Annotated in this window: 14 protein-coding genes; 4 read left to right on the plus strand and 10 right to left on the minus strand. The window is 67.0% G+C overall.

Going from position 1 to position 15,696, the window contains the following annotated elements; genetic code table 11:
- Positions 1-53: 53 nt before the first annotated feature.
- Positions 54-1,541 carry a lipopolysaccharide biosynthesis protein gene (locus tag K7G82_RS09675; RefSeq protein WP_222989635.1) on the plus strand — a complete coding sequence of 496 codons (1,488 nt, stop codon included), beginning with the start codon at positions 54-56 and terminating at the stop codon, positions 1,539-1,541.
- 152 nt (positions 1,542-1,693) lie between these two features.
- Here the strand turns inward: K7G82_RS09675 and purH are convergent, their stop codons facing one another.
- The 5 genes from purH to htpX all read right to left on the minus strand — a co-directional run bounded on the left by purH (position 1,694) and on the right by htpX (position 8,144).
- Complete coding sequence (gene purH, locus K7G82_RS09680) at positions 1,694-3,283, minus strand: bifunctional phosphoribosylaminoimidazolecarboxamide formyltransferase/IMP cyclohydrolase (RefSeq protein WP_222989636.1); 1,590 nt, start codon at positions 3,281-3,283, stop codon at positions 1,694-1,696.
- 137 nt (positions 3,284-3,420) lie between these two features.
- The gene (locus K7G82_RS09685) at positions 3,421-5,154 is read right to left on the minus strand and encodes a heparinase II/III family protein (RefSeq protein WP_222989637.1); all 1,734 of its coding nucleotides are present in this window, start codon (positions 5,152-5,154) and stop codon (positions 3,421-3,423) included.
- Positions 5,151-5,813, minus strand: a complete 663-nt coding sequence (gene rpe / locus K7G82_RS09690; protein ID WP_222989638.1) for a ribulose-phosphate 3-epimerase — start codon at positions 5,811-5,813, stop codon at positions 5,151-5,153. The genes K7G82_RS09685 and rpe overlap by 4 nt, the downstream gene beginning before the upstream one ends.
- Positions 5,814-5,873: 60 nt before the next feature.
- Positions 5,874-7,151 (minus strand): RsmB/NOP family class I SAM-dependent RNA methyltransferase, encoded by a 1,278-nt coding sequence (locus tag K7G82_RS09695; protein ID WP_222989639.1) that lies wholly within the window; start codon positions 7,149-7,151, stop codon positions 5,874-5,876.
- Between the two features lie 45 nt (positions 7,152-7,196).
- Positions 7,197-8,144, minus strand: a complete 948-nt coding sequence (gene htpX / locus K7G82_RS09700; RefSeq protein WP_222989640.1) for a zinc metalloprotease HtpX — start codon at positions 8,142-8,144, stop codon at positions 7,197-7,199.
- Positions 8,145-8,213: 69 nt separating this feature from the next.
- Here htpX and K7G82_RS09705 point away from each other — a divergent pair, with 69 nt between their 5' ends.
- Positions 8,214-8,378, plus strand: coding sequence for a DUF1674 domain-containing protein (locus K7G82_RS09705; protein ID WP_222989641.1), 165 nt, complete (start codon positions 8,214-8,216; stop codon positions 8,376-8,378).
- Between the two features lie 128 nt (positions 8,379-8,506).
- On the opposite strand, the gene K7G82_RS09710 is transcribed toward K7G82_RS09705, so the two are convergent.
- From K7G82_RS09710 to K7G82_RS09725, 4 genes are all read right to left on the minus strand, one after another.
- On the minus strand, positions 8,507-9,883 hold the full coding sequence (locus tag K7G82_RS09710) for an FAD-containing oxidoreductase (protein ID WP_222989642.1): 1,377 nt from the start codon (positions 9,881-9,883) through the stop codon (positions 8,507-8,509).
- Positions 9,880-10,347 (minus strand): DUF4126 domain-containing protein, encoded by a 468-nt coding sequence (locus tag K7G82_RS09715; RefSeq protein ID WP_222989643.1) that lies wholly within the window; start codon positions 10,345-10,347, stop codon positions 9,880-9,882. Before K7G82_RS09715 ends, K7G82_RS09710 begins: the two co-directional genes overlap by 4 nt.
- 86 nt (positions 10,348-10,433) lie before the next feature.
- On the minus strand, positions 10,434-11,210 hold the full coding sequence (locus tag K7G82_RS09720) for an SDR family NAD(P)-dependent oxidoreductase (protein ID WP_222989644.1): 777 nt from the start codon (positions 11,208-11,210) through the stop codon (positions 10,434-10,436).
- Positions 11,211-11,261: 51 nt separating this feature from the next.
- Positions 11,262-12,089, minus strand: a complete 828-nt coding sequence (locus tag K7G82_RS09725; protein ID WP_222989645.1) for an alpha/beta fold hydrolase — start codon at positions 12,087-12,089, stop codon at positions 11,262-11,264.
- 207 nt (positions 12,090-12,296) lie between these two features.
- Between K7G82_RS09725 and K7G82_RS09730 the strand changes: the two genes are divergently transcribed.
- Positions 12,297-13,214 (plus strand): GlxA family transcriptional regulator, encoded by a 918-nt coding sequence (locus K7G82_RS09730; RefSeq protein ID WP_246623396.1) that lies wholly within the window; start codon positions 12,297-12,299, stop codon positions 13,212-13,214.
- Between the two features lie 27 nt (positions 13,215-13,241).
- On the opposite strand, the gene nhaA is transcribed toward K7G82_RS09730, so the two are convergent.
- Positions 13,242-14,534, minus strand: a complete 1,293-nt coding sequence (gene nhaA, locus K7G82_RS09735) for a Na+/H+ antiporter NhaA (RefSeq protein ID WP_222989647.1) — start codon at positions 14,532-14,534, stop codon at positions 13,242-13,244.
- 140 nt (positions 14,535-14,674) lie between these two features.
- Between nhaA and K7G82_RS09740 the strand changes: the two genes are divergently transcribed.
- Positions 14,675-15,688, plus strand: coding sequence for a L,D-transpeptidase family protein (locus K7G82_RS09740; protein ID WP_425517263.1), 1,014 nt, complete (start codon positions 14,675-14,677; stop codon positions 15,686-15,688).
- Positions 15,689-15,696 lie beyond the last annotated feature (8 nt).

Genomic DNA, 15,696 nt, shown 5'->3' on the forward strand with positions numbered 1-15,696 from the left:
ATTGCCGCAACAGGCACTGCACTGGATTCCCGCTTTCGCGGGAATGACAGGGTGTGGCGTTGACCGCGCCCGCCGAAACCACCGAGGATATCCAGGCGCTCGCCAAGGGCGGCCGGACCAATTTCTTCGGCTTCCTGCTGCGCCTGGCCGCGCGGCTGCCCTTCCTGTTCATCGCGGGGCGCTGGTATGGTGAGGAGGCGCTCGGGCGTTTCGCCTATGCCGTGCTCGTCGTCGAGTTCGCGGCGCAGATCGCCACGTTCGGCCTGAAGCGCGGGCTGGCGGAGCAATTGTCGAAGACCGATCGGCCGCACGTCCATGTCGTATGGGATGCGCTGCTGGTGGGCGGGCTGGCGTCGGTCGTCGTGGCCGGGATCCTGATGATCTTCCCCCAGGCGATGTTTCCGAACAGCCAGATCAACGGGCTGGAACTGCTGCTGCCGCTCACCATCTTCGCGCTGGTCGGTTCGGATCTGACGCTCGCGGCGCTCGCCTATCGCTTCGATATCGCGGCGACGGTGCGGGCGCGTTCGGTGATCGAACCCTGGACGATCAGCATCGCCGCCTTCGGCCTGGCCTTTTACTCGACGCGCGACGGGCTGATCATCGCCTATGCGGTGTCGATGGTCGCGGCGCTGCTCGCGTCGCTCTGGCCCTTTTTCCGCAGCTATGGCGTGCCGCACGGCTGGCGGCCGCGCCCGGCACCGATCGTTCGGCTGATGCGCCAGAACATGCCGCTGGCGGCCGCCGACGCGGTCGAATGGGGGTCGCGCCGGCTCGACCTGGCCATTCTCGGCCTGTTCGTCTCGCCCGCGATCGTCGGCATCTATTATGTCGCGCAGCAGGTCGCCTCGCTGCCGCAGAAGCTCAAGACCAGCTTCGATCCGATTCTGGGGCCGGTGATCACGCGCAATCTGGAGGCGGGCGATCGCGCGGCGGTCGCGCGTCAGGTCAGCCAGGTCGGTTTCTGGATCATCGCCGCGCAGGCCGGGATCGCGCTGGCGCTCGGCATTCCGGGTGAGGGCGTGATGGGTCTGGTCGGCCCCGGCTTCGTCGGCGGCGTCGGCGCGCTCGCTTTCCTGCTTGGCGCCGAGGTTGTCGCCGCGACCGCCGTGGTCAGCGAATCGGCGCTGATCTATGTCGCACGCCATCGCAACATGATGATCTCGCTGGTGATGATCGTCATCCAGGCGCTGCTGAGCGTCGTCTTCATCCTCGCCATTCAGGAAATGGGCTGGCCCGCGCTCTGGGTGGCGGCCGGTCCGCCGGCTGCGCTGTGCTGCGCGCTCGGCCTGGCGTCGATCGTCAAGGCGCGGCTGCTTTCGCGGTTGCTCGATTCGCCCGTCAACGGCTGGCGCTGGGCGCTGATCTGGGCGGCGGCCGTGGCGATCATCGTCGGTTATGTGGTGACCCAGCTTCCCGAATGGCTCGAACTCGGGCTCGGCATTCCGCTGATCCTGGGCGCCTATGGCTATGTCATCTGGACGCGCGGTTTCGGGCCCGACGATCGCGCGCTGTTCCGGATGAAGGAAAAGCGGGCCTGACGCCGACAAAGCGCGTCACCCCAGCGAAAGCTGGGGTCTGCTGGAGGCCCTAGCGCTGAATTGCCCGCAAGATGCCAGCCTTCGCTGGCATGACGCTTTGGGGGATGAAGCTGGATGCTCAGAAGGCTTGGGAAGCAAGCCCTCTGGCTTCCTCAATGCCGGAAGTGGCGCATGCCGGTGAAGACCATCGCCAGGCCGGCTTCGTCGGCGGCGGCGATCACTTCGTCGTCGCGGATCGAGCCGCCCGGCTGGATGACGGCGGTGGCACCGGCTTCGACCGCGGCGAGCAATCCGTCAGAGAAGGGGAAGAACGCATCGGAGGCCACGGCCGAACCGATCGTGCGCGGCGCTTCCCAGCCATAGGTTTCGGCGGCTTCCTTCGCCTTCGCGGCGGCGATGCGCGCCGAATCGCGGCGGTTCATCTGCCCGGCGCCGATGCCGGCGGTCGCGCCGTCCTTGGCATAGACGATCGCGTTCGACTTGACGTGCTTGGCGACGGTCCAGGCGAACAGGCAGTCGGTCAGTTCCTGTTCGGTCGGCTGGCGCTTGGTCATCACCTTCAGCGCATCGCGCGTGATCCGGCCATTGTCGCGCGACTGGACGAGCGCGCCGCCCGCGATCGTCTTCAGCGTCATGCCGCCGCGCGCCGGATCGCCGAGCGGCCCGGTGAGCAGCAGGCGGAGATTCTTCTTCTTCGCGAACACCGCCAGCGCATCGGCGTCGGCATCGGGAGCGGCGACGACTTCGGTGAAGATGCCCGAGATCGCTTCCGCCGTCGCGCCATCGAGCGGTCGGTTGACCGCGATGATGCCGCCGAAGGCGGAGACGCTGTCGCATTCGAGCGCGGCCTTGTACGCCTCGATCAGCGTATCGCCGCTCGCCACGCCGCACGGATTGGCGTGCTTGACGATCACCACGGTCGGTGGCCCGTCGCGGAATTCCGAAACCAGTTCGAGCGCGGCATCGGCATCGTTGAGATTGTTGTACGACAGTTCCTTGCCCTGCACCTGGCGATGATCGGCGAGCGATCCGCCCGGCGCGAAGGCAGGCAGGTAGAGCGCCGCGGACTGGTGCGGATTCTCGCCATAGCGCAGCGACTGGCCGATGCGGAACGGCACGGTCAGTTTGGCCGGGAACATCTCGCCCTGGTCGACGAAGGCGAACCATGATGCGATCATCGAATCATATTCGGCGGTGGCGGCGAAGGCCTTGGCGGCCAGGCGCCGGCGGAAGGCGAGGCCGGTCTCCCCGCCATTGTCGTCGAGCGCCGCGATCAGCTCGGCATAGTCGGCGGGATCCGTGACGATCGCGACATGCGCGTGGTTTTTCGCGGCCGAACGGACCATCGAAGGTCCGCCGATATCGATATTCTCGATGATCTCGTCGCGCTCGGCGCCCTTGGCCACCGTCTGCGCGAAGGGGTAGAGATTGACGACGACCAGATCGATCGGGCCGATGCCATGTTCTTCCATCGAGGCGACATGTGCGGCATCGTCGCGCACCGCGAGCAGGCCGCCATGCACCTTGGGGTGCAGCGTCTTGACGCGTCCGTCCATCATCTCGGGAAAACCGGTCAGATCGGAGATGTCCTTGACCGCAAGACCGGCGTCGCGCAGCGCCTTGGCCGTGCCCCCGGTCGAAACCAGCTCGACGCCATGGCGCGCCAGCACGGCGCCCAGTTTCGCAAGGCCGCTCTTGTCGGACACCGAAAGGAGCGCGCGGGTGATCTTCACGTCGGTCATCTTGAATCCCTGAATTGCCCCGAATCCGTTCGGGCTGAGCATTTCGAATGCCCTCTACTTCTTTTCCCCGCGAAGAAAAGGGAGCGGGCTGGTGCGGCCTTGGAAATGTGCTCTTCCGCACATTTGCCAAACAAGCCCTAACCGGCGCGCTTGAGCACCCAGCCGATCGCTCCGCCTTCCGCCGTCACCTCTGCCGCGACGGCAAGCTGGACCGTGTTGTGCGGGCGGCCATCGGCATCCACCCAGATACTGTCTTCGATGGTGAGCGCGCCGCCGCGACAGCGGAACTGCCACAGCGCGCCCTGGCCGATGCGGAGCAGCGCGCCCATGCCGTCGGCGGTAGGGGATGCCTCCACCTTCGGCGCCAGGTGGAAACGCACCGAAAATGCCGTCGTATCGGCGCGCTTGCGATGCGGCGCGGGCAACAGCGTATCCTCGCCACGCAATTCCTTGCCGTCGGAGGTCAGCGCGAGCAGGCGGCGATGGATGAAGCCGAAGCGCCGGGCATAGCCGTCATGGCTGGCCTCGATCCGGCTGCCGGTATCGAGTTCGCGACGGTCGAGCTCGATCTCGGCGACGCCGCGCCCCATCGAGCCATCGGCATGGATCGCGGTGCTGTTGCTGTCCGCGACGATCAACGTCGAATGCGCGGCGCTCGATCGCAGTCCCGCAGTCAACCGGCTGGGAACATAGGCGCTCGACTCGCGCGATCCGCCGCAGTTGACGATCAGCCGGTGCGGCCCATCGGACATTTCGATGGCGAGCGTCGATGCGCAGCCGCCGGCGCTGAGCCGGCTGACCGGCGGTGGCCCGGCATCGACGATCAGCACGGTCGCGCCGCCCGAGAGCCGGTGATAGCCCCATTCGCGCGGCTGGCGCTGCGGCCGGGTACGGATGCCCGACGCTTCGATCACGGCGGACACTTTTTCGGGGGGCAGGGGGGCGCTGCCCTGGAAGCTCGCCAGTCCACCATCGCCATGGGTGACGCCGAGCAGGGCGGGCACCGTCCGTCCGATCGCCGCTTCGAGAATATCGGGCGGAGTCTGGCGGCGGACATCGTAGACGGCGAGCAGCATCGACAGCAGCATCACCGCTTCGATCTGGCCCGACGGAGAACGGCAGACGACGCCGCCATCGGAGAAGAGCCCGGTCTGCAACGCGCGCGCCAGGCCGGCTTCGGCGGAGGCGAGGCGCGTGCCCGATCCCGGAATCAGCAGTCCCGCCGCCGTCAGCCCCGCCCAGGCGGCGATGCGCGGCACGCCGGGTTCGGCCTTGTCGGCGCCGCGATCGAGATGCCGGGCACCGCGCGCGAGCGCGTTAAGCACGGCCGAACGATAGATCAGGTCGTGGCTCGACAGGATCAGCGGTGCATGCGCGGTCCAGAACAGGATGCGCTTGCCCCACAGATCGGGCCGCCAGGCGAGGTCGCTCACCTGCTCGGCATGGCGCGCCGTCCATTTGCGCATCACGGCTTCGGCGATCGGCGCGCCTTGCTCGCGCGTGGCCACCGTCGAGAGATCGCGCAGCCAGGCGAAACTGTGGATATGCTCGGCGAGGCCGGGCGAGGCGTCGAGCCGGGCGAAGTCGAGATCGGCCAGTTCCAGCCGCTCGCCACGAAACAGGAACGTGCCCGCCAGCAGCGATCGGCCGCCGCGCGCATCGCCCATGATCGGATCGTCGGGCACCGCCATCAGCTTGAGTGGATGGCGGCCCTTCAAGCGAAGCGCGTGAAGCGGCGTCCGCCAGCTCAGCCGGTGAAGGCGCGCGGTCAGCCGCTCGGCCAGGGAAAGCCCCTTGTCGCCGAGCCGCACGAGCCGTTTGCCCTGCTCGATGCCGTCGGCGCCCCTTCCGATGGGCGGATCGGCGCTCACCCGCCCCTCAGCGCCTCGATATTGGCGGCATAGCGCTCGGGGCCGCCGCGGAAGGTCGCGGTGCCGGCGACGAGGGTGTCGGCGCCCGCCGCGATGGCGCGCGGCGCGGTGTTCAGGTCGATGCCGCCATCGACTTCCAGCCTGATGTCCTTGCCGGTCTTGTCGATCATCTTGCGGATCGCCTCGATCTTGCGAAGCTGGCTTTCGATGAAGCTCTGGCCGCCGAAGCCGGGATTGACGCTCATCACCAGCACCAGATCGACATCCTCGATCAGATAGTCGAGCATCTTGGCCGGGGTCGCGGGATTGAGCACCACGCCCGCCATCTTGCCCAGCGCCTTGATCGCCTGGACGGTGCGGTGCGTGTGCGGGCCGGCCTCGGGATGGACGGTCAGGATGTCGGCGCCCGCTTCGGCAAAGGCTTCAAGATAGGCATCGACCGGCGAGATCATCAGATGAACGTCGAACGGCTTGGCCGTGTGTGGGCGAAGCGCCTTCACCACCGCCGGGCCGATGGTGATGTTGGGCACGAAATGGCCGTCCATCACGTCGACATGGATCCAGTCGGCTCCGGCCGCGTCGATGGCGCGGATTTCCTCACCCAGGCGGGCGAAGTCGGCGGAGAGGATGGATGGCGCGATGCGGATAGGATGGGTCATGGAACCCCGGGCCTTAGCCAAGGGGCCGCGCGCGGGCAAGCACGGGATATCCGCCAAATGCTATCGCCGGATCAGCCGCGCCATGAAGAAGCCGTCGAGCCCGCCCTGTTCGGCCAGCATGCCCGGCAGGGTACGGACCCAGCCGCGCGCGTGCGGCGATATGCCGGCGGGCAATTCGTCGGGGCTGACAGGGTCGATCGCGATATCGGCGCGCGCGGCGAGCAACGCCTCGATCCCGTTTTCGCCTTCCTCGGGTTCGAGCGAGCAGGTCGCATAAACCAGCCGTCCGCCTGGCGCGAGCCAGTCGACTGCGCGCGCCAGCATCCGGCCCTGCAAGGCCGCCATCTCGGCGATCTCCTTCTCGCCGATCCGGTAAAGCACGTCGGGATGGCGCCGGAAAATTCCCGTTGCCGTGCAGGGCGCATCCAGCAGGATGGCGCGTACCGGGCCATCCGGCGCCCATTCGAGCGCATCGGCGGTGACGATATCGAGCGGCAGCCCGATCCGCGCGGCATTTTCCGCAACGCGCTCCAGCCGTCGCGCGCTGCGGTCGAGCGCCTTCACGCGCCAGCCCGAGGCGGCGAGCTGGAGCGCCTTGCCGCCGGGCGCCGCGCACAGATCGAGCGCGACGTCGTCGCCCGATCCCAGCAACCGCGCGGGCAGCGATGCAGCGAGATCCTGCACCCACCAGGCGCCGGCGTCGAAGCCGGGCAGCCCTTTCACCGGACCATTATCGGCCACGCGGACATGGCCGGGCGCCAGGCTGGTTCCCGCGAGTTCATCGGTCCAGCGCGCGGTTTCCGCCGGATCCTTCAGGGTCAGATCGAGCGGCGGGGGCGCCGCCAGCGCCGGACTGACCGCGGCGACCATCGCGTCGCCCCAATGGGCGGACCAGCGATCGCGCACGTGGGGCGGCAATGCCGGATGTTCGGGCAAGGTGGCGCCGCCGCGCATCAGGCTGCCGAACACGCCATGCACCAGCCGCTTCGGGCCGCCATCGACCAAAGGCAACACCGTCGAGATCGCGGCATGGGGCGGGGTGCCCAGCGCCAGCGCCTGGACCAGCGCGATACGCAGCACGCTCCGCGCCTTGGCATCCTCCGGCAGGATCTTCGCGGTCGCGCCGTCGATCAGCGCGTCGAGATCGGGCAGGCGACGCAGCGCTTCGGCGGCGATGGCATGGGCGAGCGCCCGGTCTTCCGGCTTGTCGATGCCCTGCGTCGCGGCATGGAGCGCTGTTTCGAGCGGCTGTCCGCGGCGGAGCACGGCATCGAGCAGCTTCAGCGCGGCGCGGCGCGCGGCCAGGCCTGGAGTCGGGGCGGGATAGCGGGGCTTCATCGCTCTCCCCTCCGACCGGGGACGCGCGATGTCAAATCCCGGCCGTCATTTCCGCCGCAGCGGATCGAGCGCGCTACCGCGTCTGGCGCGTGTCGATGAAGGAACCGCGCTTTGCCGGCGGGCCGGCTGGTCGAACAGCGGCGGCGGGCTGTGCAGGCCCATCTCACCCGCGATCCGCTCCAGCGCGTCGATCCGGTTCTGCGTGTCGGGATGGGTGGAGAACAGGCTGTCGCCGCCACGGCCGCTCAGCGCCGGCACGATGTAGAGCTGGGCGGCTGCCGGATTGCGATCGATGAACTGATTGGGCACGCGGGCGGCGCCCTGCGCCAGCTTGGCGAGCGCGGAGGCGAGCGCGCGGGGATTGCCCGAGATTTCGGCGCCGCCGCGATCCGCGCCATATTCGCGTGTACGGCTGATCGCGAGCTGGACGATCATCGCGGCAAAGGGCGCGACGAACACCGCCAAAAGCGTCGCCAGCATATTGCCGCGATTGTCTCCCGAACGGAAGAGCAGCCCGAAATTGGCGAGCATCGAGATCGCGCCGGCTATGGTCGCGACCATCGTCATCACCAGCGTGTCGCGGTTGCGGACATGCGCCAGTTCATGCGCCATCACGCCGGCAATCTCGTCGCGGTTGAGCATGTTCAACAGGCCGCTGGTCGCCGCGACCGCCGCATTCTCGGGGTTGCGGCCGGTGGCGAACGCATTGGGGTGCGGATCGTCGATGATGTAGACGCGCGGCATCGGCAGCCCGGCGCGCGTGGCGAGCTGGCTGACCATGCCGACGAACTCGGGCGCGCTCGCGGCATCGACCTCGCGTGCATTGTGCATGCGCAGAACGATCTTGTCGGCATTCCAATAGGTGAACAGGTTCATGCCGGCGGCGACCAGCAGCGCGATCAGCGCGCCGCCGCTGCCGCCCAGCGTATAGCCCAGCCCCATGAAAAGCGCGGTCAAGGCCGCCAGCAGCATCGTCGTCTTGAAACCGTTCACTTGGCATTCGCTCCTTCGATCCCCAATGTGGGGGGCGAGCGCTTCCGCTGCAATATCGAGGATGATGAGATGACCGGCCGCCGCCCAGACCATGTGAAGCCACCGGCCCATCTGTCGAAAAGCCCGCCGGTGCCCGAACCGGAAGAGCTGAAACGACCGGAAGAAGATCCGCTGGGGCGCGATCCGGTGCGTTATGGCGATTGGGAGTTGAAGGGGATCGCCGTCGATTTTTGATCTCTTCCCGTTCGGTTCGAGCGCAGTCGAGAACCTCGGTTGCGGTGAGAGTCGGAGGGTGTTCTCGACAGCCGCATCTCGACTTCGCTCGATGCTGCTCGAACCGAACGGATGATGCGTTCAAAGTGTCAGTCCACCGGTTTCAGATCCCCCAGCACGGTCGGGATCAGCTCCGATACCGTTGGATGGATGGGCACTGCCCATTGCAGCACGCCATAATCGACATCGGCGTTCATCATGTCGAGAATCCCGTGGATCGCCTCGTCCCCACCGGTGCCGAGGATCGCGGTGCCCAGGATCTTCCTGGTCTCGGCGTCCGCCAGGATCTTCATGAAGCCTTTGGTCTCGCTCTTCTCGATCGCGCGGCCGACGCGCGTCATCGGCCGTTTGGAGATGAGTAGCGGCCGGCCGCTCCGGCGCGCTTCGCCCTCGCTCAGCCCCACGCGGCCGAGCGGCGGATCGATGTAGAGCGCATAGCCGAGGATACGGTCGCTCAGCTTCCGGTCGGCGCCATCGAGCAGATTGGCGGCGATGATCTCGTAATCATTATAGGCGGTGTGGGTGAACGCACCGCGGCCGTTGCAATCGCCCATCGCCCAGATGCCGGGCACATTGGTCTCCAGGGTATCGTTCACGCCGATATAGCCGCGCGCATCCACCGCGACGCCGGCGGCATCGAGCCCCAGATCGTCGGTGTTGGGCCTCCGCCCCACCGCGAGCAGCGCGTGCGATCCGATTTCGGTGGGGCTGCCCGAATTGCAGTCGACGCCGACCTCGATACCGTCCGCGTGCGGAGCGAAGCTGATGCATTCGGCGCCGGTGCGGACGGTGATGCCCTCGGCTTCCATGATCTCGCGGATCGCTTCGGACACGTCCTCGTCCTCGCGCGAGACGAGGCGCGGGCCTTTTTCGACGATCGTGACCTTCGCCCCGAACCGCCGGTACATCTGGGCGAACTCGAGCCCGATATAGCTGCCGCCGACGACGACCAGATGCTCGGGCAGCGTATCGAGCTGCAGGATCGAGACGTTGGTCAGATAGTCGACATCATTCACGCCCGGGAAATCGGGCACATTGGCGCGGCCGCCGACATTGAGGAAGATGCTCGGTGCGGAGATCTCCTCGCCATTCACCTCCATCCTGTCGGGGCCGGTGAAACGGGCGTGCCCCATGATGAGCGTCAGCCGCTCCATGCCGCGCAGCCATTTTTCATTGTTGGTGCGGGCATTGGCGGAAACGGTGTCGGCGCGTTCCCGGATCCGTTTCATGTCGATCGCGACCGGGCCGGTCTCGACACCGAAATCGCGCCCGCGCCGCGCGAGATGCGCGGCGTAGGCGCTGGCGACCAGCGCCTTGGTGGGCATGCAGCCGGTGTTGACGCAGGTGCCGCCGATCAGCTTGCGCTCGATCAGCGCCACGCTCATGCCGGCAGCGGTCAGCCGGCCCGCCAGCGACGGGCCGGCCTGGCCCGCGCCGACGATGATCGCGTCGAACCGGCGGCTCATGCCGAAGCCACCGCCGAGAGGATGAGCCAGGCGCCGCCGATCGCGACGACATCTTCGATGATCGCGGCCGGCCGGTCCGATCCGAACAGCGCCGCCAGCTTGCCGCGCGCTGCCGCACCGCCATAGGTGCCGATCACCGCGCCGATCGCGCCGGCGGCGAGGCCCGCCCAGAGCGATCCGCCCGAGGCGCCGATGGCGCCGCCGGTGACGGCCGCCATCAGGATGCGCGTGCCGAACTGGACGGGCACCTTGCGGCTGGGGGTGGAGGGGAGCTGGTCGGTCACCAGTTCGCCGAGCGCGAGCAGGGTGAGGATCCAGGGGGTGAAGCGATAGCCCAGAAAGGCGAGCCAGCTTCCATCGAGGTTCAGCCAGCCGGAAGCGGCGGCCCAGCTGACCGCGGCGGGCGCGGTCATTGCGCGAAGTCCGGCGATTACGCCGATCAGGAGGGCAAGGAGCAGGATCATCGGTCGACTCCGTCAGAGGGAGGCAGCGGCGGCATGCTACTATGATCCGCCGCCGTGCCTAGGTATTTCATTTCGATGTGGAAACATCAGCGATAGCGCGGTGCGGCGTGCGCGAGCGACAGGCCGGGGCGCAGCGCGGTGCGGGCGGCCACGAAGGCGTCCCAGCCGGCGATATCGGGCAGGGCGGGGATGGTGACGGCCTCGCCCAGGTCGAGCCCGGCGAGCGCCGCGTCGACCATTTCATCGACCTCCATGATCATCTCGGCCGGGATGTGCTCAAGGCTTTCCTTTTCCCAGATCGCGGTGCGGGTGATGCCCGGCAGCACGGCCTGGACGCGCACGCCCCTGGGGCCCAGTTCGGCGGCGATCGCTTCGCTGAATGCGAGCACGAAGGCCTTGGTCGCCGGATAGACCGAGGTGAACGCTTCGGGCATCAGCGCGGTGACCGAGGTGATGTTGACGATCGTGCCATTGCCCTGGGCTGCGAAACCCGGCGCGACCGCTGCGGTCAGCCGGGTGACGGCGGTGACGTTGAGATTGATCATCGTCGTCAGCAGCGCGGGATCGGCGGTCGCGATCTGGCCTTCGCCGGCGATGCCGGCATTGTTGACGAGCAGCGTGACCGCCGCGTCGTCGCGCAGCCGCTGTTCGACGGTCGCGAGGCCGGCCGCGTCCGACAGGTCGGCGGGCAGGATCTCGACCGCGACGCCGGTCTCGGCGCGGAGCCGCTGCGCGAGCGCTTCGAGCTTGTCGGCGCTGCGCGCGACGAGGATCAGGTCATGGCCGCGCCGGGCGAGGCGATCGGCATAGGTGGCGCCGATGCCGGTGGAGGCGCCGGTGACGAGTGCGGTTCCCTTGGTCATCTTTTGTCTCCTTGAGAGACGGGCGGAGCAGACTCCGCCCGTCCGGAAAATTCAGTTGCGGAAGAAGGCGAGCAGGTCGGCGTTGAAGCGGTCCTGCTGGGTCTGGGGCAGGCCGTGGTCGGCGCCTTCGTAGATCTTGAGGATCGAACCCTGGACCAGCTTGGCGGACATCAGCGCGGAAGCGCCGATGGGCACGATCTGGTCGTCATCGCCATGGACGATCAAGGTGGGACGATCGATCTTCTTGAGATCCTCGGTGAAGTCGCTTTCGGAAAAGGCGCGGATCGAGTCGAGCTGGCCCTTGAGCCCGCCCATCATGCCCTGCCGCCAGAATTCCTCGCGGATGCCTTCGGAGATCGTCGCGCCGTCGCGGTTATAGCCGTAAAAGGGGATCGTCAGATCCTTGAAGAACTGCGAGCGGTTGTCATAGGTGCCCTTGCGGATGCCGTCGAACACATCGATCGGCAGGCCGCCGGGATTGGCCTCGGTCTTCAGCATCAGCGGGGGAACCGCGCCGACCAGCACCACCTTGGCGACGCGGGCGGTGCCATGACGGCCAAGATAGCGGGTCACTTCGCCGCCGCCTGTCGAATGGCCGACCAGGATGACGTTCTCCAGGTCGAGCTGGTCGAGCAGTTCACCGAGATCGTCGGCATATTGATCCATGGTGTTGTCGTTCCACACCTGATCCGATCGGCCATGGCTACGGCGGTCGTGCGCGATGGTGCGGAAGCCCTGATTGGCGAAGAACACCATCTGCCCGTCCCACGCATCGGCGCTGAGCGGCCAGCCATGCGAGAAGACGATAGGCTGGGCGTCCTTGCTGCCCCAGTCCTTGTAGAAGATGCGGGTGCCGTCCCTGGTGGTGATCGTGCTCATCGTTCGATCCTTTCGAAATACTGGGTTTCCGAGACTTTCGGTGCGTTTCCGCCGCCGATGGACAGGAGATAGGCCGCTTCCGGAACGATCAGGATTGGCGTATCCGACATAAGACAGGCCAAAACTGACAAAGGTATGACGATGGCGCGGACCGTGGCGAACCCGTCAAGGGCGGAAGTCGGATTGATGCTCTATCCGGATTGTCAGATGGCGATGATCCACGGCATGACCGATCTGCTCGCGATCGCCGGCAGCTTCTCCGAGAAGCATGGTGGCCAGCGATTGAGGGTCAGCCATTGGCGGCGCGATGACGATGGCGGCTTCATGCGCTGTTTCGACACCGATCCGGGCAGCGATGGAGAGCCGCAGGTGCTGATCGTGCCGGGGCGGCTGTCCGGCCCGGTCACGCCGGAGGAGGCCGCGCCCTACGCGCGTTGGCTGCTCAATCGGCATGCCCAGGGCGCCACGCTCGTCTCCAATTGCGGCGGCGCGTTCCTGCTGGCGTCCACCGGATTGCTTGCCGGACGGCGGGTCACCACCCATTGGGCCTTTGTCGACGCCTTTCGCGAACGCTTTCCCGACGTGATGGTCGATCCTGACAAGATGGTGATCGAGGATGGCGACATCATCACCGCGGGTGGGCTGATGGCGTGGACCGACCTCGGCATGCGCTTGGTCGATCGCTTGCTGGGGCCAACGGTGATGATGGAAACCGGCAAGTTCCTGCTGATCGATCCGGCCGGGCGCGAGCAGCGGCATTACAGCAGCTTCGCGCCGACGCTCACCCATGGCGACGAGGCGATCCTGAAAGTGCAGCACTGGCTGCAGGCCAAGGGTGCGCGCGACGTGGGCGTGCGCGAAATGGCGGCGGAGGCGCATATGGAGGAACGCACATTCCTTCGCCGCTTCCGCGCCGCGACAGGGCTGAAGCCGACCGAATATACGCAGAAGCTGCGGGTGGGAAAAGCGCGCGAACTGCTGGAGTTCACTAACCGCCCGGTCGATCAGATCGCCTGGTCGGTCGGCTATGAGGACCCTGGCGCCTTTCGCAAGGTGTTCAACAAGGTGACCGGATTGCCGCCGGGCGATTATCGCCGGCGCTTCGGGGTGTCGGGGCAGGCGTAGCTTTTTCCGGTTCGGGCTTCGACAAGCTCAGCCCGAACGGGGGAGGGGTTGGTTTGTCTCATCCTCGCATCGCGCATCGCCGTCCGCATCGATCTCGCGTGACATCTCCGCTTCCTCCATCTCGTACGCGGCATGTGCCGGCGCGAAGCGGAGCACCGCGAAGCCGACGATCGCCGACAGCAGCGAGCCGAGCAGCACGCCGATCTTGGCTTCCTCGATCAGCAGCGGGTCGCCGGGAAAGGCGAGGGCGCCGATGAACAGGCTCATCGTGAAACCGATGCCGCACATCAGCGAGACGCCGTAGATCTGCAGCCATGTGGCGCCGCGCAGCTTGCCGGCGATGCCGAATTTCACCGCCAGCCAGATGCTGCCGAAGATGCCGATCTGCTTGCCCAGGAACAGCCCGGCGGCAATGCCGAGCGGCAGCGGCGCGAGCAATTGCGACGGCCCCATGCCGGCCAGGGAGACGCCGGCATTGGCGAAACCGAACAGCGGCACGATGGCATAGGCGACGCTCGGATGGAGCGCGTGTTCAAGCCGGTGCAACGGCGAATCCACGGCATCCGGGGCGCCCGGGGTGCGCTTGATGGGAATGGCGAAGGCCGCGAGCACGCCCGCGATGGTGGCGTGCACACCCGAGAGCAATACCGCATACCAGAGCAATGCCGCGCCGATCATATAGGGGGTGAGCGCCATCACGCCGCGACGGTTGAGCAGCATCATGCCCGCCAGGATCACCGCGGCGGCGGCGAGCGCGATCAGGTTGATCTTGGCGGTATAGGCGATCGCGATGATCGCGACCGCGCCCATGTCGTCGACGATCGCGACGGTGGTCAGGAACAGCTTGAGCGAGGTCGGCGCGCGGCTGCCGAGCAGGGCCAGCACGCCGATGGCGAAGGCGATGTCGGTCGCCGCCGGGATCGCCCAGCCGGCCGCCAGCCCGGGGTCGCGCGCGGCCGCGATCAGGTAGATGATGGCGGGCACCGCCATGCCGGCGGCGGCGGCGAGCACGGGCAGGCGGCGCTGCTGCCAGGTGGCGAGCCGCCCGTCGACGAACTCGCGCTTGATCTCCAGCCCGACGAGCAGGAAGAAGATCGCCATCAGGCCGTCATTGATCCACAGATGCGCGGTCATCGGGCCGAGCTTCTCGGTCAGCACCGGCCCCAGGGGGGCGTGGAGCAGATGGTGATAGGCCTCGGCCAGCGGCCCGTTGGCGACGATCAGCGCCAGTGCCGCTGCCGCCATGAGCACGATTCCGCCGGCGGCCTCGCTTTGCAGGAAATCGCGTAACGCGGAGATCGGGCCGGTGCGTTGAGTCATGTCCCATGTCCTACCCGGTGGAGCCGTCAAGGCAAGACTGGCCTTGCCGTGGATAAAAGCGCGGATCCGAACGTTATCGTCATGAGATCATTCGGGAGGGCCTGTTGCGTATCATCCTCTGGCTTGTCGGCACGCTGCTCCTGATCGGCGCCGTCGTCTTCGCGCTGCCACATATCCTCGTCCGATCGGAACCGACGCCGTCGCCGGGCGCGACGGCGCAGCAACCGCTCGCCGACGACCAGCCGCGTCCGATCATGCAGGCGCAGGTAGTGCTCGATCGTCTGGGGTTCGGCACCGGCGTGATCGACGGCAAGGAAGGCCAATCCTTCGCCGCCGCGCTGCGCGGGTTCCAGGAATCGAAGGGGCTCGCGAAAAGCGGCACGCTCGACGCGCCGACGCGCACCGCGCTGGCCGAATGGACGAACATTCCCGCGACCCGCATCGTCACCATCTCAGCCGATTTCGCCAAGGGACCGTTCACGCCGGTCATCCCGCGCGATCCGGCCGCGCAGGCGAAGCTGCCGATGCTCGGCTATCGCAACCTTGCCGAAAAGCTCGCCGAACGTTTCCATACCGATACCGAAACCCTGATCGCGATCAACGCGCCCGGTACGAAGATCGGCGCCGGCCTGTCGATCCGCGTGCCCAATATCGGCGATGCGGCGATCGATGCGGCCAAGGTCGAGGACGCCGAATGGCGGACGACGCTCGCCACGCTGGGCGTCGGTACGGCACAGCCCGGCGCGGAGCGGGTGGTGGTCGACAAGTCCGAAGCCGTGCTGAAGGTGTTCGATGCGAAGGATCGGCTGGTCGCGCAATTTCCCGCGACCATGGGAAGCGAGCATGATCCGCTGCCGATCGGCAAATGGACGATCAAGGGCGTCTCCTACAATCCGCCCTTCCACTATAATCCGGACCTGTTCTGGGATGCGTCTTCCAAACACGGCAAGGCATTGCTGCCGCCTGGCCCCAACGGCCCGGTCGGTGTGGTCTGGATCGACCTGTCCAAGCCGCATTACGGCATCCATGGCACGCCCGAGCCGCAATCGATCGGCCGAGCCGAAAGCCATGGCTGCATCCGGCTGACCAATTGGGATGCAGCGCGACTGGCGATGATGGTGAAGCCGGGCACCCCGGCGCATTTCGTGCCTTAATTGGCTGG

The sequence above is a fragment of the Sphingomonas colocasiae genome (assembly GCF_019880585.1).
Lineage (GTDB): Bacteria > Pseudomonadota > Alphaproteobacteria > Sphingomonadales > Sphingomonadaceae > Sphingobium_A > Sphingobium_A colocasiae.